This is a genomic window from Marinobacter alkaliphilus (genome assembly GCF_055394375.1).
Genome location: NZ_AP043751.1, coordinates 3,447,321 through 3,467,678, shown reverse-complemented (window position 1 = coordinate 3,467,678; position 20,358 = coordinate 3,447,321). Strand labels below are relative to the sequence as shown.

General features: G+C 58.6%; 20 protein-coding genes and 2 tRNA genes. 7 read left to right on the top strand and 15 right to left on the bottom strand.

Translation table 11 applies throughout. The features are described from left to right. Window positions 1-87 precede the first annotated feature (87 nt). Complete coding sequence (locus ACZ5Q2_RS15830; protein ID WP_432209899.1) at window positions 88-585, top strand: class I SAM-dependent methyltransferase; 498 nt, start codon at window positions 88-90, stop codon at window positions 583-585. A gap of 234 nt (window positions 586-819) precedes the next feature. On the opposite strand, the gene ACZ5Q2_RS15825 is transcribed toward ACZ5Q2_RS15830, so the two are convergent. Both ACZ5Q2_RS15825 and ACZ5Q2_RS15820 read right to left on the bottom strand, forming a co-directional pair. Next, window positions 820-1,560, bottom strand: a complete 741-nt coding sequence (locus ACZ5Q2_RS15825; protein WP_432209900.1) for a hypothetical protein — start codon at window positions 1,558-1,560, stop codon at window positions 820-822. Window positions 1,561-1,636: 76 nt separating this feature from the next. Continuing rightward, complete coding sequence (locus tag ACZ5Q2_RS15820) at window positions 1,637-2,077, bottom strand: methylglyoxal synthase (RefSeq protein WP_432209901.1); 441 nt, start codon at window positions 2,075-2,077, stop codon at window positions 1,637-1,639. Between the two features lie 211 nt (window positions 2,078-2,288). Between ACZ5Q2_RS15820 and ACZ5Q2_RS15815 the strand changes: the two genes are divergently transcribed. Then, window positions 2,289-3,065, top strand: coding sequence for an SDR family oxidoreductase (locus ACZ5Q2_RS15815; RefSeq protein WP_432209902.1), 777 nt, complete (start codon window positions 2,289-2,291; stop codon window positions 3,063-3,065). Window positions 3,066-3,125: 60 nt separating this feature from the next. Here the strand turns inward: ACZ5Q2_RS15815 and ACZ5Q2_RS15810 are convergent, their stop codons facing one another. From ACZ5Q2_RS15810 to ACZ5Q2_RS15790, 5 genes are all read right to left on the bottom strand, one after another. Next, the gene (locus ACZ5Q2_RS15810; protein ID WP_432209903.1) at window positions 3,126-4,388 is read right to left on the bottom strand and encodes a type II toxin-antitoxin system HipA family toxin; all 1,263 of its coding nucleotides are present in this window, start codon (window positions 4,386-4,388) and stop codon (window positions 3,126-3,128) included. Continuing rightward, on the bottom strand, window positions 4,381-4,695 hold the full coding sequence (locus ACZ5Q2_RS15805; protein WP_058090386.1) for a helix-turn-helix domain-containing protein: 315 nt from the start codon (window positions 4,693-4,695) through the stop codon (window positions 4,381-4,383). Before ACZ5Q2_RS15805 ends, ACZ5Q2_RS15810 begins: the two co-directional genes overlap by 8 nt. 140 nt (window positions 4,696-4,835) lie before the next feature. Then, window positions 4,836-7,142 (bottom strand): protein translocase subunit SecD, encoded by a 2,307-nt coding sequence (gene secD, locus ACZ5Q2_RS15800; RefSeq protein WP_432209904.1) that lies wholly within the window; start codon window positions 7,140-7,142, stop codon window positions 4,836-4,838. A 74-nt stretch (window positions 7,143-7,216) separates the two neighbouring features. Next, the gene (locus tag ACZ5Q2_RS15795) at window positions 7,217-7,594 is read right to left on the bottom strand and encodes a hypothetical protein (RefSeq protein ID WP_432209905.1); all 378 of its coding nucleotides are present in this window, start codon (window positions 7,592-7,594) and stop codon (window positions 7,217-7,219) included. Window positions 7,595-7,710: 116 nt separating this feature from the next. Beyond that, complete coding sequence (locus ACZ5Q2_RS15790; RefSeq protein ID WP_432209906.1) at window positions 7,711-8,589, bottom strand: fatty acid desaturase family protein; 879 nt, start codon at window positions 8,587-8,589, stop codon at window positions 7,711-7,713. Between the two features lie 147 nt (window positions 8,590-8,736). On the opposite strand from ACZ5Q2_RS15790, the gene ACZ5Q2_RS15785 reads away from it, so the two are divergent. Beyond that, window positions 8,737-9,762 carry an AraC family transcriptional regulator gene (locus ACZ5Q2_RS15785; protein ID WP_432209907.1) on the top strand — a complete coding sequence of 342 codons (1,026 nt, stop codon included), beginning with the start codon at window positions 8,737-8,739 and terminating at the stop codon, window positions 9,760-9,762. A gap of 68 nt (window positions 9,763-9,830) precedes the next feature. Here the strand turns inward: ACZ5Q2_RS15785 and ACZ5Q2_RS15780 are convergent, their stop codons facing one another. From ACZ5Q2_RS15780 to ACZ5Q2_RS15765, 4 genes are all read right to left on the bottom strand, one after another. Next, entirely contained in the window at window positions 9,831-11,003 is a 1,173-nt protein-coding gene (locus tag ACZ5Q2_RS15780; RefSeq protein ID WP_432209908.1) for a trans-sulfuration enzyme family protein, read from the bottom strand. Window positions 11,004-11,071: 68 nt separating this feature from the next. Continuing rightward, window positions 11,072-11,794: a cytochrome P450 family protein gene (locus tag ACZ5Q2_RS15775; RefSeq protein ID WP_432209909.1), complete on the bottom strand. Its 723-nt coding sequence runs from the start codon at window positions 11,792-11,794 to the stop codon at window positions 11,072-11,074. A gap of 101 nt (window positions 11,795-11,895) precedes the next feature. Continuing rightward, complete coding sequence (gene rnk / locus ACZ5Q2_RS15770; protein ID WP_374787825.1) at window positions 11,896-12,282, bottom strand: nucleoside diphosphate kinase regulator; 387 nt, start codon at window positions 12,280-12,282, stop codon at window positions 11,896-11,898. 292 nt (window positions 12,283-12,574) lie between these two features. After that, window positions 12,575-13,528 (bottom strand): zinc ABC transporter substrate-binding protein, encoded by a 954-nt coding sequence (locus ACZ5Q2_RS15765; RefSeq protein ID WP_432209910.1) that lies wholly within the window; start codon window positions 13,526-13,528, stop codon window positions 12,575-12,577. Between the two features lie 145 nt (window positions 13,529-13,673). Between ACZ5Q2_RS15765 and gltX the strand changes: the two genes are divergently transcribed. From gltX to ACZ5Q2_RS15750, 3 genes are all read left to right on the top strand, one after another. Continuing rightward, entirely contained in the window at window positions 13,674-15,155 is a 1,482-nt protein-coding gene (gene gltX, locus ACZ5Q2_RS15760; protein WP_432209911.1) for a glutamate--tRNA ligase, read from the top strand. 116 nt (window positions 15,156-15,271) lie between these two features. Beyond that, window positions 15,272-15,347 (top strand) — tRNA-Ala (locus tag ACZ5Q2_RS15755). A gap of 7 nt (window positions 15,348-15,354) precedes the next feature. Further along, window positions 15,355-15,430, top strand: a tRNA-Glu gene (locus ACZ5Q2_RS15750). Between the two features lie 326 nt (window positions 15,431-15,756). Here the strand turns inward: ACZ5Q2_RS15750 and ACZ5Q2_RS15745 are convergent. Continuing rightward, window positions 15,757-16,611 (bottom strand): 6-pyruvoyl trahydropterin synthase family protein, encoded by an 855-nt coding sequence (locus ACZ5Q2_RS15745; protein ID WP_432209912.1) that lies wholly within the window; start codon window positions 16,609-16,611, stop codon window positions 15,757-15,759. Between the two features lie 183 nt (window positions 16,612-16,794). On the opposite strand from ACZ5Q2_RS15745, the gene ACZ5Q2_RS15740 reads away from it, so the two are divergent. Beyond that, complete coding sequence (locus tag ACZ5Q2_RS15740) at window positions 16,795-17,337, top strand: nucleotidyltransferase family protein (protein ID WP_432209913.1); 543 nt, start codon at window positions 16,795-16,797, stop codon at window positions 17,335-17,337. On the opposite strand, the gene ACZ5Q2_RS15735 is transcribed toward ACZ5Q2_RS15740, so the two are convergent. From ACZ5Q2_RS15735 to ACZ5Q2_RS15725, 3 genes are all read right to left on the bottom strand, one after another. After that, window positions 17,320-18,417, bottom strand: coding sequence for a response regulator (locus tag ACZ5Q2_RS15735; RefSeq protein ID WP_286921258.1), 1,098 nt, complete (start codon window positions 18,415-18,417; stop codon window positions 17,320-17,322). The genes ACZ5Q2_RS15740 and ACZ5Q2_RS15735 overlap by 18 nt on opposite strands. Window positions 18,418-18,468: 51 nt before the next feature. Continuing rightward, entirely contained in the window at window positions 18,469-19,788 is a 1,320-nt protein-coding gene (locus ACZ5Q2_RS15730) for a PEGA domain-containing protein (RefSeq protein ID WP_432209914.1), read from the bottom strand. A gap of 114 nt (window positions 19,789-19,902) precedes the next feature. Next, window positions 19,903-20,358 (bottom strand): hypothetical protein, encoded by a 456-nt coding sequence (locus ACZ5Q2_RS15725; protein ID WP_061331891.1) that lies wholly within the window; start codon window positions 20,356-20,358, stop codon window positions 19,903-19,905.

The window sequence follows — 20,358 nt, the reverse complement described above, 5'->3', positions numbered from 1 at the left end:
GGTCCCTACAACAAAAACGCCCAAAAATTCTTCACCCAATACTAGTCCCTGACCTTCGAACAGGTCCACCGCGACTGGCTTCCCCAGTTGGACAAGAAAGCAGGTCTGGCGCTGGATGTGGGCGCTGGTAGCGGCCGAGATGCACTGGCACTGGCAGAGCGTGGTTGGGACGTAGTGGCGGTGGAACCGGCAGCGGAATTGCGCCGCCTGGGCGAGGTGGCAACCGCTCATCGCAGTATCCAGTGGGTGGAAGATGCCCTGCCGGACCTGAGCGAAATCCGCAAACTCAGTTACCGATTTGATCTGGTGCTGGTGTCGGCGGTGTGGATGCACCTGCCGCCTACGTCTCGAGAGCGGGCGTTCCGTATTTTGACTGAACTGCTGGCGCCGTCTGGCATGTTGGTGATCACTCTGCGACACGGACCGGGGGATGGTGAGCGCCAGTTCTACGAAGTGTCAAAAGCCGAGCTGGATAGCTTTGCCCGCCACCGGGCCGTTATGCCGGTGCCTTTGCCGGATAGGCCGCGTGCCGATCAGCTGAACCGTGCCGATGTGTGGTGGGAGATCGCTGTGTACCGGGCTTAATTCTGTTGCCTTGCCTTCCCCTAAACCCCACTTACAATGAAAGTAGCTACCAACCGGAAGCCAATGACAACCAGGAGGCAGTTATGTCCAAGAAAGCTGAGAAAAACCTGAAGAAAAAGATCAACGCCCGCAAAGCCAAGATCGAGAAGCACGAAGCCAAGATCAAGTCACTGAAGAAGAAGCTGAAGAAAGCTTCCTGATGCCGTATAGGGCCGCCTCAGCGGGGTGGCCCGTTTACCAATCTCCGTCTACCTGTTCCTCCAGCGTGCGTTCCCGGATGTCGTCTTTCACGCCTTCGCGCTCCAGCTCTGCCAATACCCGTGCCAATTCCCGGGCAAGGTTGCCGTGCCGGCGGTTCACATAGTGGTAAAGCTTGAAACGGATAACCGGTTCCGGCAGCACGGTGAATTGGTTCCAATTGTCGGATGTCAGTGGCGACAGCCCTTCAATGTCAGACACCAGGGCAAGCTCCACGCGCCCCCGCTCAAGCAGTTGGTGCATCTGCTCGTAGCTTTCGGTATGCAATGGCTCCATGCCAAGTGTATCGGCGGTTTGCTCGGCGATGATGACGCCGCGGCGAACGGCCACTTTAAGCGGCTGATCTCCAGGCTCTGGCATGGTTTGCGCGTTGGGGTCGCGCACTACCGCGAATAATCCACCCTCCAGCAGCGGGTAATCAACCTGCGTGAGGTTTGGATACTCAGCCGCCACGCTCTCAATGCGGAACAAGTCTCCGTCCAGCTTGCCGTTGTCTGCCATCATCAGGGCGCGCCGAGAGGGTGCCACCAGGGTTCTCATCTCTAGCCCCAGGCGTTGATAGGCAACCTCCAGTAATCGCACCGCCATGGTGGTGCTGGGTATGTCGTCGATCACAGCAATATAAATACTGCTCTCGTGACCATCGGCATAGGCGGTGGCCGGTGCCATGCTGGCGATGGCCAGCGCCGCGGATATAAAAAGGATTCTGGAATGCATTAAATTTCCCCTCTACTCCCTTGAAGGGTTTATCTGAATACTAGTTCCAAATCCTGCAAATGCCTGTGACTTTCTGTTAACGAACGTTGCGGCCGGTGTAATCGGAAAAATCCGGCTTTTGTGACCGGTGATTGTCGTCGGTCATGTAGGCGGAGGTCAGCACGAACTCTGCGGTGGCGCGGTTGCAGGCAACCGGGATGTTCCAAAGGGCGGCGATGCGCAGCAGGGCTTTGATGTCTGGGTCGTGGGGTTGGGGTTCCAGTGGGTCCCAGAAGAATACCAGTAGGTCGATTTCACCCTCGGCTATCTTGGCGCCGATTTGCTGGTCGCCACCCAGAGGGCCGCTCAGCAGGCTGTGCAGGTCGTCACGTTGCAGGCTTTCTTTGAGCAGGCGGCCGGTGGTGCCGGTGGCGTATAGACGCAGCGGCGCGAGGCGGGTGCGGTTTTCGTTCGCCCATTCAACCAGTTCTTTCTTCTTGTTGTCGTGTGCCACCAGGGCGACGGATGTTACGGCCATTGTGATGGTTTGCTCCTTTGCTGTGCCATGGAAGTGGCCAAGTGTTTCACAATCGGCAGGTTCGGGAAATAGGACAAATGTTGCGGGCAGCACAAGCTGGTGGGTGGGTCAATAGCCCCACTGTCGGTCATTGAAAAGGCGCTTGGGGCATGGGGTGTCACTGCCTTCGCCGATATGCTGGAGGTATAACAAGACAATTCGGAGTGTGATTGTGGAAAAACAGGTGTACATAACCGGCGGTGCGAGTGGTATCGGCCTTCAACTGGCGCGCACGTACCTGGCTTCAGGCGCGGCGGTTACTCTGTTTGATATTCAGCCAACTGAACAGGCATTGAAGGCACTGGCCACCATTGCCGGACCAGACCGGATACGGGCGTTCGCCATGGACATAACCAGGCCGGACGAGGTGAGGGCAGCCTTCGCCCAGGCCGCTGACGGCGGGCGGCCGGATGTGGTGATTCATTGCGCGGGCATTGCCATTGCTGCGGATTTTGAGGCTATCGATGACGACGCCTATGCCCGGGTCATCAACATCAACCTGATTGGCTCGCGTAATGTGGTGGCTGGCGTACTGCCTCATATGGCCGCCGGTTCGCACCTGGTTCTCGTGGCTTCAATGGCGGGTTTGGTGGGCTGTTACGGCTATGCGGCTTACTGTGCTTCCAAATACGGCGTGGTTGGCTTGGCCGAGGTGTTGCGCATCGAGCTGGCAGCCAAGGGTGTTGATGTATCGGTGGTGTGCCCACCAGAGGTGGAAACCCCGATGGTAGAGGCCGAGCGCCTCAATCGCCCAAAGCAGACGGAAGCCCTGAAGCTGATGGCCGGCACTTTGCAGCTGGATGATGCCGTGGCACAGATCCGTAAAGGCATCGACCGCCGACGATTCATGATCATTCCCGGCTGGCGCGCCCGCAGCCTCTGGTTCACCAACAAACTCCTGCCCGGTTTCCTCACCCGAAAATTCGCCGACTTCCTGGTCAGCCGCTGAAATTGGGGGCAGACCCCAAGACATTTCGTTAGGTGAAATGTCCGGGGGTCTGACCCCAGATTACCCAATTCGGAAATCTGTATGTAAGTTTTGCCAGTGCCGGGCCAGTTCCTGCTGCTGTTGGGGGATCATGGGGAGTTCTTTAAGAGCTTTGGGCCACTGGGCTCGGGCTCTGTCCAGGGTGTCCTGAAGGTGGGGCTTTATGGTGCGCCAGGGAATGCCTGATTTTTCTGCCCAGCTCTGGAATTGAGCTATATCAGCGTTATACCAGTCTTTGGCCCTAGCCAGGTTTAGCGCAAACTCGTGCTCGTTTTCGATGTATACACGGGTGGTCAGGATGTCATAGGCCGGAGATAGTCTGGGGTTGAATTGGTCCTCGTAGAGCACGCTCCAGTTCTTCAGGTGGGCGTCTCCGTTAGCCAGCAGAATGTTAACCAGAAGCCTTCGGGCCAGTTGTTGCACATCAGCCAGGCCATCCGTGGAATACTCATAAAGAATTCGGGCAATTTGTTGGTAATTCCCGCCGTGATACTTATCGTGAGGGTATTTGGTCAGGATTTGCGCGAAATCTTCCATGTGGATGCGCTTGCCACTGGCCCGGTCGAATCGTTTGATGGCAAAGGCATGTTGTTCGTTCGGTAAGTTGATCTGAGGCAGTTGGTCCACGTGGGCCAACGGCACCAGTCGGATTTCGGGAATGTCGATGCCTGCCATCTCGGCGAGACGCATGGCGGTGTATTCATTCAGCGGGACGTGTTTGTGGGTCGTGGAGGGTGTCTTGATAATCCATTCGCCGAGTTTACCGGTTTCTGCAATCTGATAACGGCCATCGTGCTCGCGCATTGAGAACTTCATTTGCACGCCTGCCAGAGAAAAACGTTTGCTTGCACCCTGCGCCGGGGGCTTTACGATGCTGGGCTGTGGTCCTTGCTCTAACACATAGGTTGGCACCGCATCAGGCTCCATCGGGGTTGCAATCAGAGCGCCGGGCAAATCCTGCCCTAGCCAAGACAAAAGCTCGAACTCGTTATCTGGGTGTGCCTTCAGTGCCTGAGCCAGAAACTGTCGTAGCGCGCCTTCAGGGAGAAGGTTGGACAATACCGGATGGAGTCTTTGCCGTCGCACCCAGGGCAAGGCCATGACCTGCTCGGCTGCGGGAAACGCAGGATGGGTGATCAGGCTGAAGGTAGGGCGCGTGGCAGTTGCCCTATATTCCGGGCTAAACGTAAGAATGCTACGGCCATCCCGGAAGCCTGTGAGGAAGCCAACCGTCGTTTCGTGCAGGGTAAGTTCCAGCACACTGGCGCTTGCGGGCTTAGTCATCATCGTCTCCAAGCAGTCCTTGCCATGGATTATCTGCTATGTGGCCGGTGCCGGGCACCGTCGTGGTAGGTAATTCCGTTTTACCGGCAAGAAACTCTTCAACGGCGCGCACCTTGTCTTCCGGGATCAGCATAACCCTTAGATTCAATCCTTTCGCCACCAGTTCCAATGTGTCTAGTCGCGTATTGCCGCCGGATTCAAGCCGCTGATACTGTTGGCGAGGCATACCAATCCGCATCTCCATATCCTGTTGGCGCAGGCCGAGTGCTTTGCGGCGTTGTTTCAATTGCTTGTGCAAATTGCTCATTGTCTACTCTTGCATCATAGGTGTTTCATTTTCCCAATAATGAATCATATTAGTGGCATTATGTTGTGTTGCAACCCAAATTGGGGTCAGACCCCAAGACATTTCGTTGGGTGAAATGTCCGGGGGTCTGACCCCAAAGTTTATGGGATCAGTTCCAGCTCTTTGCGCATTTCCTCGGCGGTGGGGCGTAGTTGGGCGAGGCCTTTTCGGGTTCGGCGTTCGCTCAGGTAGTAGAGAATGGGCGAGGCGATGAACACGGAGGAGCTGGTGCTAATCACGATTCCGAACAGCATGGGCAAGGCGAAGCTGGATACTGCAGCACCGCCGGCGATGCCCATGGGCAACAGTGCCAGGAAGGTGGTCACCGAGGTGAACACGGTTCGGGTGAGCGTGGAGGAAATGCTCTGGTTGAGCAATTCCAGCATGGGTATGTCGGGTGTTTGGCGCAGGTTTTCCCGGATGCGGTCGAACACCACCACTTTGTCGTTCACCGAATAGCCAATCAGTGCCAGCAAGGCGGCCACGGCGGTGAGGTTGAATTCCACGCCGGCCAGGGCGAAGAAGCCGATGGTTTTGGTGAGGTCCAGGGCGATGGTGATGGTGGCGGCCAGGGCGAAGTGGGATTCAAAGCGAATCCACAGGTAGGCCAGCATACCGGCGCCGGCCAGCAGGATGGCCAGGATGGTGGCATCGCTGAAGCCGCCGCTGACTTTCGGGCCGACCACGTCCACTTTCGGGAAGCTGGCATCCGGTTGCAGGCTGGTGACGGCGGATTTCAGGGCGTCTACCGGGTGTGCCGCGCCTGTGTTGGAGCTGGCGTCCGCCGGGAGCCGGATCAGGAAATCACCGTCCTGGCCGAACTCCTGAATGGAGGCAGCGCCCAGTTGCTGGCTTTGCAGCGTTGTTCGCAACTCATCCACAGAGACAGAAGGCGCGCGCACTTCCACCAGGGTGCCGCCGGTGAAATCCACGCCGTAATCCATGCCGGGCTGGATGAACAGGGCGATGGAGGCGATCGACAGAACGCCAGACAGCACCAGGCCAATCACCCGGCCTTTCATGAAGTTGACGCCCCGCTCGCTCAGGCGATCCAGCCAGGCAAAGCCGGCAATGGTGAGCGGCTCCCGTTCCCGGCCCTTGATCCACCATTCCATGACCAAGCGGTTGAAGGCGACGGCGGTGAACAGGGAAGTGAGCAAGCCGATGCCGATGGTTACCGCGAACCCTTTTACCGGGCCGCTGCCGAACAGAAACAGCAGGCTGACGGCAATCAGGGTGGTGATGTTGGAGTCCAGAATAGTGCTGTAGGCGCGCCCGAAACCTTCCCGGAGTGCCATCCAGGCGACCTTGCCTTTACGGGATTCCTCCCGGATGCGTTCGTTGATCAGGATGTTGGCGTCTACCGCCATGCCAATGGTGAGAATGATACCGGCAATGCCGGGCAGGGTCAGGGTGGCGCCCAGTATGCTGAGCAGCCCAATAACCAGGCCGATGTTGATGGCCAGGCCGGTACAGGCGATCAACCCCCACCGGCCGTAGATGCCGAGCATGAAGGCGATCACCAAGGCCGCGCCCAGCAGGCCGGTGCTCACGCCCATGGCGATGGCGTCGCTGCCGAGGTCTGGCCCGACGGTGCGCTCTTCAATGACGTGCAGGGGCGCAGGCAGAGCGCCGGCTCTCAGTAACAGGGCCAGGTTGCTTGCTTCCGCGGTGGTGAAGGAGCCACTGATTTCGCCGCTGCCGCCGGCGATCACGCTGCGAATGACCGGCGCGGTGATCACATGATTGTCCAGCACAATGGCCAGTGGCCGGCCGATGTTCTGGCGGGTCATGTCGCCGAACAGGCGGGCGCCCTCGGAGTCCAGTTTGAAGTTAACCACCGGTTCGGTGGTGTCCTGGTTGAAGGCCATCTGGGCATCGCTGATGCGCTCACCCTGCATGGCTACCCGCTTCTCCAGCACGTATTCCTGCTCGCCGGTGGTGTCGGTTAGCCGAAGAATCGCGGAGCGCCGGCTTTCATCCGGTTTGGCAACCCAGTGGAAAGTCATCTGGGCGGTGGTGCCCAGTAGTTCGCGGATGTGGGCCGGGTCGGCCACGCCGGGCATCTGTACCAGGATATGGTTCTTGCCCTGGCGGGTAATGCTGGGCTCCACCAGGCCGGTTTCGTCCAGCCGCCGGCGCACCACTTCCAGGCTGCGTTCTACGGCATCTTTTAGGAGCAGGTCTTCGGGGTGGCCCGGGTTGTTGGCGAGCAGTTCGGTGGCGTCAACTTCCAGCAGCAGGTGCGAGCCGCCCTGCAAGTCGAGCCCCAGAGCAAGGGTGTTTTCCAGGTACCACTCGGGCAGCTTGTCGGCCAGGTTGGCCGGCAGAAGATTCGGCATTGCACTCAGCAGGCCGAGCACGATAACCAGGCCATACACCATGGCCCGTGAACGTAATGATTTCATCGGTAATCCTTGATAAACAGGGTCGCGGTCAGACAGGCGTTACGGCCGGTCTGCGTGATGTTCTGTACAGAGGATTACGCGATGGGCGGTGCCCGCAGGGGCGGAGTGGTGAAATCAGCGAGGGATGCTGCTCGCTCGGTGCGGTAGTCGGCTGCCGGTACCGGAGAGCGGGACTTCGACCAGAGCACAGCGCCAAAAAGCCGGGCCAGGTGCTCCGGGGAATCAATGAGGGGCTCGTCTTCCGCTGAGCCAGTTTCTGCCACCGCCAACGCCGGGTTGTGGCTGGCAACCACCAGATGGTCCAGGTGATTGACCACCACCTTGCCCGCCGGGCTCGGCTGGGCGTGCGCTTGGGTAATTGAGCAGAGAAGGACCAGGGCAAATACAGCCACAGCAAAACCGGACACCATCTGGCGCCAGGGCGGCAACTGCATTGCGAGGGTTCTGTTCATGGAAATGTTCCCGGAAGATCCCTGCATTATTGGGGCAAGGCCTCCGGGATTCAAGTTGGGGTCAGACCCCAAGACATTTCACCCCTTCAAATGTCCTGGGGTCTGACCCCAAATTATTACTGCGGGTGGCGGTTGAAGATGCCGATGATCGGGGTGCCATGGGCCCGCAGGACCGGTTCGATCTCGCGATGCAGGGCGTGGTAGCGGTAGAAGGGCACTCTGGGAAACAGATGGTGGATGGAATGCAGATTCTGCCCGAGCCAGAACCATTCCAGCGGCTTCATAGCGGTGGGCATGATCAGGCTGTTAGTGTTGCGGTAGCGCTTGGGCTCCTTGTAGGGCAGGTGCGGCCGGTAAGCAAACCAGTAGGCGGTGAAGGCGCCGCCAATCAAGTATCCGACCAGAACAACCACCATTGCGCCGCTCTGGCTCACCAGCGACAGAAACAGGATTCGCCAACCGAAGGAGACAAACAGCTCGGCGCAGTAGATGACTTTTTCCCTTCGGGATGCGTTGCCCCAATGTTGACGGGCGAAGAAGGTGTTCTGTACCCACAGGAACTTGAGCACCGTCAGCAGGGCGCTGAAGGGCCCCTTGCCCATGCCGCTGATAAGGAAGTCCGGGTCTTTATCTGGCTGGTTGGTGTAGCGGTGATGGGTGAAGTGCTCCAGCCGGTGAGATTGGTAGGGCACGGCAATCAGCGGCGCAACCAGATACCCGCACAGATGGTTGAGCCAGGTCAGCTGGTCGTGTTCACCGTGGATATTGTTGTGAACGGCCTCGTGCAGCGGTGTGTAGGAGAAATACGTCAACGCGCCGATCAGCAGGGTGGCGGCCCAAGCGGGTAGCAGCCCGGCGGCGAAAAGTGCCAGCGTAAGCGCAAAAGCCCCCACCGTGGCAAAGGTCAGCACCACTGTGGGCCAGGCCACTTCCCCCATGTGTTTTTTTGCGGCGGCGATGGCCTGCTTGTTCAGGGTGGTCAGGTCTTCTGTCATCGGGCTCTCCGGTTGGTTCGGACAATGCCCACAGTAAACGCGCCGTGCCAGCTCAGACAGGGCAGCTTCGGCCAATCAACAGGCATAAATGGCCTTGGCACTCTGTGCGCTTGTCGGGTTTGCGACGGCGGGGCATACTCCCGGGCTATGTCAAACTCCGATACGCTTCTGCACCCCGTCACCATTAGCCAGGTCATGATCAACTTTGCCGCCCGGCAAGGTGTGGATCGCCAGACCTGTTTGCTGGGTTCCGGGATTGCTGAAGAAGACCTGCAGGCTGCAGATGGCCTGATTACCCGCGCCCAGGAAATGCGGCTGATCGAAAACGTAATTCTGGCGCTGCCAGACACGCCCGCTCTGGGGTTCCGGATTGGCCTGCAGTATAACGTGGCGACCTTCGGTATATGGGGCTTCGCCTTGCGCACCAGCCGTACCTTGCGGGATGCCACTGCATTAGCCTTACGGTACCTACCGCTCAGCACCGCCTACTGCCAGATGTCCACGTTCGTGGAGGGTGATGACTTCGGCGTTGCGTTTGATGCTGACGATGTTCCCCGGCATTTACGCCAGTTTTTGCTGGAGCGAGATCTGGCCACGGGGCTGAATCTGTTCAAAGAGCTGAGCCTGGCAGGGTTTGATGTGCAGGCGATCGAACTGAAAGGCGAGCCTTTGGCCTATGCCTCCTGCCTTGAGGAGCTGAGCGGCGTGAGGTTGACGTTTCACAAACCGCGCAATGCCTTGGTTATCCGGCGAGCCGATGCTGATCGGCCACTACCCACCTTCGACCCGCACCTGGTGCAAGTGCTGGATCATCAATGTCGTCAGCAACTTGAGCGGCGGCAATCTGGAGGCTTTGCCGGACAGGTGCGGCAGCAGTTACTCGGGCCACTGGGGCTGGTGGCATCGCTGGATGAGGTGGCAAGATCCCTGGCCATGTCTCCCCGCAGTCTCCGGCGCAAGCTGGACCAGGAGGGCACCAGTTTTCGCAAGCTGTTGGAAGAAGAACGCCGCCAACTGGCCTTGCAGCTGCTGAAGAACAGCGCCATGAAGCTGGACGAACTCGCCATTCACCTAGGCTACACAGACACCGCCAGTTTTACCCGAGCCTTCCGCCGCTGGATGAACTGCTCCCCCGGCGAATACCGCAAAGCCACCCCACGAACGCCGGACTAAACCCATTTTTGGGGTCAGACCCCAAGACATTTCGCCCCTCCAAATGTCCTGGGGTCTGACCCCAAAGGTTATTTCAGGGCCTGGTTAAGGTCTGCGATCAGGTCCTGGGCGTCTTCCAGGCCTACGGACAGGCGTAGCATGCCGTCGCCGATGCCGCGTTTGAGGCGTTCTTCCCGGCTCAGGCTGTGGTGGCTGGTGGCGCTGGGTTGGCTGACCAGGCTTTCTACACCACCGAGGCTGGTGGCCAGCAGGAAGATTTTCAGGGAATCCGCCACACGTTCGGCTGCTTGCTGGCCGCCTTCCACTTCAATGCTGAGCATGCCGCCGAAGCCGGTCATTTGTTGTTTGGCCAGTTCGTGGCCTTCGAAGGAGGGCAGGCCGGGGTAGTGGACTTTGGTGATTTTCGGGTGCTGTTCCATAGCGCGGGCCACCGCCATGGCGTTTTCGTTGTGCTGGCGGATTCGTACCGGCAGGGTTCGCAGGCTGCGGGAGAGCAGGGCCGCTGTTTCCGGGGCGATCAGCTGGCCAAGGTTCTTACGCCAGGCGGCGACCGCTTTAGCCAGTTCGGCTGAAGTCATCAGAGCCCCGGCGGTGATGTCGCTGTGGCCGCCCAGATATTTGCTGGCGCTGTGCAGTACCAGATCCGCCCCCAGTGTTAGCGGTTGCTGATTAATGGGGCTGGCGAAGGTGTTGTCCACCGCCACCAGGGCGCCGCAGCGGTGGGCGATGTCGGCAATCGCACGAATATCCAGAATTGCCAGGTTCGGGTTGGCGGGGGTCTCGAAGTATACCAGCTTCCCAGGCACATCCAGTCGGCTTTCCAGCTGTGCCAGCTCTTCCCGGAACAGGAATTGCACATCAATACCTAGCGCCATGCAGTGGTTTTTCAGCAGCTCCTGGGTGCCACCATACAGATCACCCACGCACACAATGCCGTGACGGCCATGGGTGAGCAGTGTGGCGGAGATGGCCGCCATGCCGGAGGCAAACGCCAGCGCTGCTTCCGCCTGTTCCAACCCTGCCAGCCCCTGTTCCAGCTCATTGATGCTGGGGTTGGTGCCCCAGCGGGTATACAGATTACCCTCGGTGCGCCTCTCAATGACATCCAGCAGCGCTGCTGTGTTCTCAAACCGGTAAGTGGTGGTGTTGTATACCGGCGAGTAAGGACTGCCAAACGCATCCCGGTGGCGACGGTTGTGAATGATGCGGGTGGCGGGGCCTTGGTTCTCTGGCTTGGTCATGGGCGGTCCTGTCTAATTTGGGGTCAGACCCCGGTACTCAGATACCGCCACACATTACATTTCGCCGGTCAAAATGTCTCGGGGTCTGACCCCAAAAATTGGAGGGGGAGGTGGTTGAAGCCGCCGGTGGGGAACATGGCCCGTTCGGGGGCATCGGTGCTGACCGCTTCGATGGCGTTGACCTGTTCGCGCAGCAGCCGGGTGGTAACGTCATCCGCTGCCTGGTCGCCAGCCTGGCGTCGGGTATCCAGCAAATCACGGATGTAGCCGTCGAACTCTTCTGCCACTTCCGCCATGGCGGCACGGTCGGCGGCCAGGGTTGCCCGGTGATTCTTCATAACCCACTGCGCCAGTGGCTGGTGCAGGCCGTCAGGCCAGCCCATAAAGGCACACTGGATTCGCAGGGCAAATGGGCGGCTCAGGGCGTCGACCACATCCACCGGCTGGTTCTTTTGCAGCTCAGTGACGAGCGCCCGGGCGAGGTCCCGGCATTGAGGCTCAAAACGGGCCATGGGCTCCGGGGCGAAGTACGGCTCAATGGCCTTGCGGTAGGGCGTATGCTCGGGCGGGTCCATGCCGTTGGGCACGGAAAGATGGGCAGAGACGGCATTGCTGAAGGTGTCGTGGTCTTCCAGAACACGCATCACATCGGCGTGGCGGAACAGCGTCCATTGCTGGTAGTCACTCCAGGCCACCGGGCAGCGTTCGCGCATGTCGTCGTACGCGCGGATCTGGTCTTTCTGTACGCTGGCGGCTCTTGGGTCCCAGTCTTCGTGGCGCTTTTCGGTCATACGGCCTCCTGATGGTCTCGTTAGCTTGCTTTCAGGCTAACACCGGAGGCCGCTGGCCATTTGGAGAAATGTCAATTTATGACATTTGTAAAGGAAATTGCTTATGCGCCGCGGGTAACGCTCACCACCTTCAGGTGGATGGGCTTGCGGCCTTTCATCGGCCATTCAATGCTGTCGCCAATGCTCAGGCCCAGCATGGCGGCACCGGCCGGGGCCAGGATGGATACCTTGTGGTCTGCGTCACCCACCTCGTGGGGGTATACCAGCATCATCTCGTGTTCTTTGCCGGCGTCTTCGTCTACAAATCGGACCATTGAGTTCATGGTAACGACGCCCTCGGGCATCTCTGCCAGTGGCTTAAGGTCTGCACGGCTCAGTTCTTCCTCCAGGCCATCAGCCACTTCGGATTTTCCGGCCATGCGCTCGAGCAGGGTGCTGAGGCGGTTGTAATCTTCTTCGGCAACAGTAATCGCAGGTAAATCAGACATAGTAATCTCCGGAAAAAAGGTTCAGGTATGTTTGGTTAAGTGCTGAATCCGGGGAGGTATTTGCGGGGGATTCAGCGAAATCAGAGACGGACAGAAGCCCTGCCGGTGTTCACAAGAGAAGACCGCAGTGCCGGAGGGAATGTGTGAATGCTGGTGCTAGGTTTGTTCACGATGAACTCATCACACGGGAATAGACAATTATCTGAAATCTACCCGCTGTGTCTGAAAAGAGCAACGTGCAATTGAGGCCCGGCCGGTTTATACGGATGGCCGGGCCCTGAGTCAGGCGGGGTTACCTGGGCAGGCAGTTGGTAACGGCGTCAGCGATGCTGTACTGGAAGTTGATGTAGCCTTCCGCATTGCTTTCAATATCGGAGGCCAGCGGGTCCCAGGTGCTGAAGGTGACATCCAGGCCATCGGTGATGGAGCGCCACCACTGCCTGTTGAACTGGGGTTCCGTGAGCAGGCAGGGCTGGTTGGCTTGCTGCAGCTTGCGCTGAACTTCGGCGATATGCCTGGCACCGGGGGACAATTCCGGGTTCAGGGTTAGTACGCCGTCCAGAGTCAGGCCGTAATGCTCAGCAAAACGGGTGAAGGCGTCGTGGTAGGCGAACAGGCTGATATTCTTTGCGCCGCTGAGTCGCGCGCGAATGTCCTGCTCAGCCTTGGCCAGGCTCTCTTCAAACCGCGCCAGGTTGGCATCAAGTTGGTCGGCACTCATGCCGTCCAGAGTGGCCAGTCTGGTACGAACGTCTTTTGCCATCTCCAGTGCCAGCGCAGGATCAATCCAGATGTGGGGGTCTTCGCCGTCGCCATGGTCGTGGTGGTGATGATGGGCATGCGCGTCTTCCTGGTGGCCATGATCGTCATGATGATCGTGGTGGCCATGATGATCATCGTCATGATCTTCTTCCTTATCGGTTCCAGTTCCTTCCATAAACGCCTTGGCTCGATCCTGGAATTCCCGCCCGCTCAGCAGCCGGTTCAGGAAAGTTTCCATCTCCGGTCCTACCCAGAAGATCACGTCTGCCTGCTCCAGGGCCCGGCGCTGGGAAGGTTTCATGGTGTAGTTGTGGGGGCTTGAGCCCGCCGGCACCAGGGTAGTTACCTTGGCGTCGTCACCGGCCACCGCCTTGACGATCAGTTCCAGTGGTTTGATGGAGGTGACAATGTTGGCTGCAGCGACCGGAGCCGAGGCAACCAGGGCGCTCAGCCCGAGGGCGAGGTAAGATGCTTTGATTTGCATAGTGGAAGGCTATCCTGAAGTTTTTTGCGATACGTTATAATATTACATCTCGAGTGCGCTGTGCAAAACCGGATCATGCGAAAACTGGCCATGGCCGCTATAATGCCGGCTTTATTCACTGGCCAGTTATTTTCAGGATGGTTTCATGACTGTACGCACCCGAATTGCCCCGTCGCCCACTGGTGACCCACACGTTGGTACCGCCTACGTGGCTCTGTTTAATCTGTGCTTTGCTCGCCAGCACGGTGGTCAATTCATTCTGCGCATTGAAGATACCGACCAGGCCCGCAGCACGGCAGAATCCGAGCAGGATATTCTCAAGGCGCTGCGCTGGCTGGGGCTGAACTGGGATGAAGGCCCCGATGTGGGTGGCCCCCACGGCCCCTATCGCCAGTCTGAGCGTAAGCACATGTACGGTCAGTACGCGGAAGACCTGGTGACGGCCGGCCACGCTTTCTATTGCTTCCGCACCCCGGAAGAGCTGGATGCCATTCGCGAAGAGCGCAAGGCCCAGGGGCTTAACCCGGGCATCAAAGGTGACCTGGAGCTGCCCCAGGAAGAAGTAAAGCGCCGCCTGGATGCTGGTGATCCGTACGTTATCCGTATGAAAGTGCCGGATGAAGGCGTGTGCGAGATCCAGGATATGCTCCGGGGCACCATCGAGATCGACTGGGCCCAGGTGGATTGCCAGATTCTGTTGAAATCCGACGGCATGCCCACATACCACCTGGCCAATGTGGTGGATGATCATCTGATGGGTATCACCCACGTACTGCGCGGTGAGGAGTGGATTAACTCTGCGCCCAAGCACAAGCTGCTGTACCAGTACTTTGGCTGGGATATGCCGGAGCTGTGCCACTTGCCGCTGCTGCGTAACCCGGACAAGAGCAAACTGTCGAAGCGCAAGAACCCCACCAGCATCAACTTCTATGAGCGCATGGGCTTTCTGCCGGAGGCGGTCACCAACTATCTGGGCCGGATGGGCTGGTCCATGCCGGATGAGCGTGAGAAGTTCACCCTGGATGAGATGATCGAGAACTTCGACATCCAGCGGGTATCCCTCGGCGGTCCTGTGTTTGATGTGGAAAAGCTGCGTTGGCTGAACGGCCAGTGGATTCGTGACGAGCTGAGCGATGAGCAGTTCATGGAGCGGATGCATCAGTGGTGGTTCAATCGCGACGACCTGCAAGCGCTGGTGCCGCATATCAAGGGCAGGGCAGAGGTGTTCTCTGATGTAGCGCCCATGGCCCAGTTTATGTTCAGCGGCATGCTGAACCTGAAGCCGGAAGACTTCGCCCATAACAAGCTGGAAGAAGGCCAGGTCAAGCGGGTGCTGCAGTTCGCCCTGTGGAAGCTGGAGGCCCAGCGCCACTGGAGTAAGGACACCATCTTTGCTGACATCAAGGCCCTGGCGAAAGCGCTGGAACTCAAGATGGGGGATTTCATGTTCCCGATCTTCGTGGCCATTGCGGGAACCCCGAATTCCTGGTCGGTGATGGACTCCATGGCCCTGCTTGGCCCGGACATGACCCGCTCCCGTTTGCGCCATGCCTTGGATGTGATGGGCGGCTTTTCCAAGAAAGAAACCAAGAAAGTTGAGAAGGAATACGCCGCCCTGGGCATTTGATGAGCGGTTTGTTGGTTAATTGAACGACGCGAACAGGGATGTTCAAAAAACTTTAAAAAAAGCGGAATCGGGTGTTGACGCCCCAAGGGCGGATCCTTAATATACGCATCCGTTGAGGGGCCATAGCTCAGCTGGGAGAGCGCAACACTGGCAGTGTTGAGGTCAGCGGTTCGATCCCGCTTGGCTCCACCAATTTCTAGTCCCCTTCGTCTAGTGGCCTAGGACTCCGCCCTTTCACGGCGGCAACAGGGGTTCGAACCCCCTAGGGGACGCCAATTCGGCTTGACGGTTTAGTCCACCGGATAGCCATAAAAAAACCGCCTTCGGGCGGTTTTTTTGTTTCCGGGTCTTGAAGGGTCTGTCCCCGCATGGGGACTGACCCACCTTTGCCCGTCTTGAGCACCACACCAGAACCCATGGGATAAGCAGACCGCCGCCGGCAGAAGGGTGGGGTCAGTCCCGCAGGGACAGACCCCTTTGTAGCCTTCAGGTTTGGTGCCATAAAAAGAGTCAGTCCCCATGGGGGGACTGACCCCTGAAAACCCATTGGTTCTGATGTGATGCTCAAGACGGGCAAAGGTGGGTCAGACCCCGTTCGGGGTCAGACCCGGTTGGCAATCGCCCCCTTACCAACCCCCTCATAAGCCTTCACCCGAATCTCGTCTTCCGGAAACTCTGCCTTGAGTTTGTCGGCGATGTGGGCAGCAATGAGTTCCACGGTGGTGTCGGTGTCGAGCATGTAGACGCGGCTTTCCGGCAGGGTTAGGGCGAATTCGCCCTGGTTGGCTTCGTATTCGAAGGTGATGTAGCCAACGCCGTCTTCGCCAACAAAGCGCCGGGTCACGTCTTCTTCAGTGCCTACGTAGATGTCTTTCCATAACTTGGCCCAGCGGTTTTCCAGGTCGTAGTCCCGGTGGCCGTTGCGGTCTATGCGGATGGGGGAGCGGTGGCCGTGGGCGATGCGCTGGCAGTTGCCCAGATGTTTCTTCAGGCCGTGCACGTAGTGGTAATAAGCGCCTTCGATCACATCTTCCCGCAGGTTGATCTCAACCGACGTGACGTTGCCGGGCAGAACGGCTTTCAGTTCTTTTTCCAACAGGGCCGCCACGGCAGACGGCACTACCCGGTCGGAAGACAGCCACACCACGGCTTCGTCGGGGGAGCGGTGTTCAATGTGGCTGCCATCGGTCAGGTTCCAAATGAAAGCATCTGGTGTCTCTTCGTCCCAATTCAGGCCTTCATAGCCACGCGGAATCACCAATCGGTGATCGACCCGTTCATCGATTACCCGTTTGATGGTGCGTTTTACCAGGCTGAAATCGAACACCATACCCTGGTCGTCCAGTTCACCGCCCAGGACTACGTCTGTAATCCAGCTTTCACCCACAAGGCCCCGGGCCGGGTCCAGGTAGGCAAAGTCAATCACGGTGATATTGTCGACAAAGAGGTGGTTCATGGGTGGTCCGGCTGATTTGGTTGCATGGTGGCGGAATTCTAGCAAAAATCGGGTGATTCAGCAGTTTACTGCGGCTTGCCTGGATTCCCGCATACCAAGGAGAAGGATATTTTAACCAGCAACGGTGTTACTCACGATCAGCAGTTTCCGGCATTGGTGCTGGCCGCTGGGCGAGCCTCACGGATGGGGTGCACGAAGCAACTCCTGATGCTGCCGGGTGGTGAATCGTTGTTGTCCAGGGCCGTTGGGCAGGCTCGGTTGTTGTCCCGACAGGTCAGGGTAGTGGCCGGTTGTGGTTACCCCCTGGTTAGATACCGCTGCGCGCTGCAGCCGGGCGCCTGGATCTATCATCCGGATTGGTCGCAAGGGCTGGCCGGATCACTGGCGGCGGGTATCCATCAACTGGGGCGGCAGGCTCTGGGTGTGTTTGTGGTCTTGGCAGATCAGCCGCTGCTGGCGCCCGAAGGGTTGAAACAGCTGGCAGCGCAGGCCCGCGCTGAGCCCGAGCGGCCATGGGGAGCCAGTTACGGGGGACGTGTGGGAGTGCCTGCCTGGATACCCCGTTCATTGTGGCCGCAAGTGGTGGCTCTGGCGGGGGACGCCGGGGCGGGGCGGGTACTGAATCGTTCAGGCGCTGGGGCCATTGATATTGCCGGGGTGCAACCGGATGTTGACACCCCGGAAAGTTGGCAGGAAGTCAGGCGGTTATTAGCCGAACAAACCTGACAGCCAGGCAATACCCACAGTGAATATGCCAAGGCTGACCGCCAGTCCCAGCGTGTAGATGCGGGAGTTGGCAGAGCGCTGTTGCGATACATACAGGTCAATGGTGCGCTGGGCAATGTCTTCGGCGGTTTCACGGGAGATCTCGTGGGCCTGCTGAATGGCCTCAGACTGCAGGGTCTGCCAGAACTCGGTGTCGATGGTCTGAACGCTGGTGATGTGGTCTTTCAGCTCTGCCATGTGCTCAGCGGTGAAGCCGGCGTTTTTCGACAGTTCCTTCTTCAGCCGGGCCAGTTCCTGGCTCAGGCTCAGGTTGACCTCGGCGGCAACGTCATCCCGAAGGTTGCGGGTGCGGTCATCCAGCAGCTTGGTGAGTTCGTTCAGCCGCTCTTCAATGGCCGCGTCCTGTTTGCTCCGATTCTCGTCCAGGGCCCGCTTCAGGTGGTCAAACTGCTCGTCAAACAGGTCACTGAGCAGTTCGTGCAGGCGGTTGTTGATGTGGGTTTTTACCGCAGAACGGGCAATCTGCTCGATCAGGTCGCTGGTCAGTGGCACCACGTTCGGGCTGGTATGTCCGTTAGCGCCGAGTTCGCCTTTCGGTGACATCTCCACTGAGGCATCTGTGGGTATGTGCAACAATTCGTCTTCAGTATCCGGCAATTCGGCGTCGTTTGCGGTGGTAACCGTGGGCGGCAGTGTTCCCTGTTCCACATCACTGGCCAATTGGTCCAGAACCAGGCTGAGGCCATCCGTTTGCGGGGGTTTGGTCAATATGTTGTACACCCCGAAATTGCGGGCCTCTTCCACAAACGAGGAGGACTTCTTCGAGGTGCACATGATGATGGGGATGCCGGCGGTATCCGGGTTCCCCTTGATGGCTTTGGTGGCCTCAACGCCGTTCATGCCGGGCATCAGGTGGTCCATAAAGATCACGTCCGGGCGATCATGGCTTTTCAGGAAGTCCAGTGCTTCCTCGGCAGAGCCCGCCATGTTTACTTCCATGTCCCGACCCTCAAGCAGTTTGCTGAGCGCAAATCTTGCTACTTTAGAGTCGTCCACCAGCAGAGCGTTTTTGATTGCCATGTCACTACCTCAACCTGTTACTGCAAACACGTGGTTACTGCGGCCGGGTGGTTACCAGCCTTCCAGTTGCGGGCATTGCGTTGCCCGATAACTCTTGTCCCGATAACACACACCGGGTTCTGTGGTGCGGGCGGTAAAGACTTCGCCAGCCGCAGTGGTCAGGCGCACCTGTCCGTAGGGTTCGCCATGCCGGAACGTAGCTTCTATCGAACTGCCGTTCGGGTTGCGCAGCAGGCCCCTTCCATGGAATCTGCCTTCTATGTACTGGCCGTCGTACTTCTTGCCGTCGGCAAACACTTCTGAGCCCTTGCCGTGGAATTCGCCGTTGGAGAATTCGCCCTCATAGGAGCGGCCGTCCGGGTAGGTCAGGGCGCCCTGGCCATGGAATTCGTCGTTGCGGAAGCCACCAACGTAAAGCATGCCATCAGCAGTGGTGAGCGAGCCATGTCCATTCATGCGGCCGCGGCTCCAGTTGCCGGTGAGGATGTCGCCGTTGTCCAGGGTCAGGGTGCCTTTGCCGTGGAACTGATCCCGTTCGAACTGACCGGTATAGGCGGAGCCATCAGCGCTGCGCCATTGGCCTTCACCGTGGCGCTCGCCATTGTCCCAGTCGCCCTCGTATCTGCTGCCGTCGGGGTACCAGGCCTTACCGGTGCCGTGGAACTTGCCGTCCACAAAGTGTCCTTCGTAGCGAAGGCCGGCCTCATCCTGCCAGGTGCCGTCGCCGGTTCTTACGCCACCAACCCATTCGCCGTTGCGATAATTGACCGTGGTGTAGGCTTCCAGGCGGCCCACCAGTGTCAGCTCCTGGCCTGCGGTCAGTGCAACGGTGTCGGTCCAGGGTTGGTAACCGGGTTTTTCGATGGTTACGTCATAGCGCCCAGGCTTCAGTTCCAGATCAAGCCGGGTGGCGCCATAAGTCTTGCCGTTGATCGTGACCCGGTCGCCCACCACATTGGAGCGCAAGACCAGTTTGCCAGTGCTCGGTGGCGGCGGCTCTTTTGCCTGTTCCGGGGTTGATTGCTGAACTGGGCGTTCAGCCAGAGGAGTGTCCAGCCGGGTGTTGATGGCTGAAACCGGCTCTGCCACGGCAACCATCTCCGGCTGTTCCGGCATGGGGGGCAGGGTGAAGGGTGTGGCGCTGGCGGTTTCAGATACCGGTTGCGAGGGCTGTTCGGGTTCCGGTAAGGCAGGTGCCGGCGCTGGCCGTGGCTCTGGTGCCAAGACCGGCTCCGCCGCCGCGGCTATGGTTTCGGTCACGCCGGGAACGGTTACCTCGGGCACGTCTTTTCTAACCGAGGCAAAGCCGGCGGTAACCAGGAGCATTAACGCAAGGGCGTTTACGAACAGTAGTGGTCTGAAATCGACCATGACGAAACCTCGTGATCCAAACTTACCGGATACTTTCTTATGGTTTCATCTTACCCACTGTCTGCAACGTTATGTAACAGAAAGTGTCTGAAGTTAGCCAGAATGCTGGCCAAATCACATTTTGTCCGGAAGCTGGTCATGATTGAGCTGCTCCCAGGACTTCATGTACACATCGGCTTCGTATTGATACGGTGACCGAAATGGCGTCAGCACGAAATCGAAAACCAGGAAGAAAGAACCGATCGACAGCCAGGCAATGGTCAAGGTGCTGATGGTGGTGGCCTGTTGTTCAGGGTTCGAATTCACAAACCCTTGCAGCAGGGGGATCATATCCGACGCCATCACCACCGGATTAAAACTGGACAGAACGAACGGTAGCCAGAAAGCGATGAAAATCGGGAAGAACCCGAACGACCATAGCAGGCGGCGCAGCAGGTAAATGGCAACTTCTCGCCAGAAGCGCTGTCTTATTTCCGGTACCTTGCGGATTCGCTCCAGGTACTGGCGTCTTTCCGCCCACCAGGCGGCTACTTCCGGGGCGTCGATATGCTTGGGGGTGCGGTCTGTCAT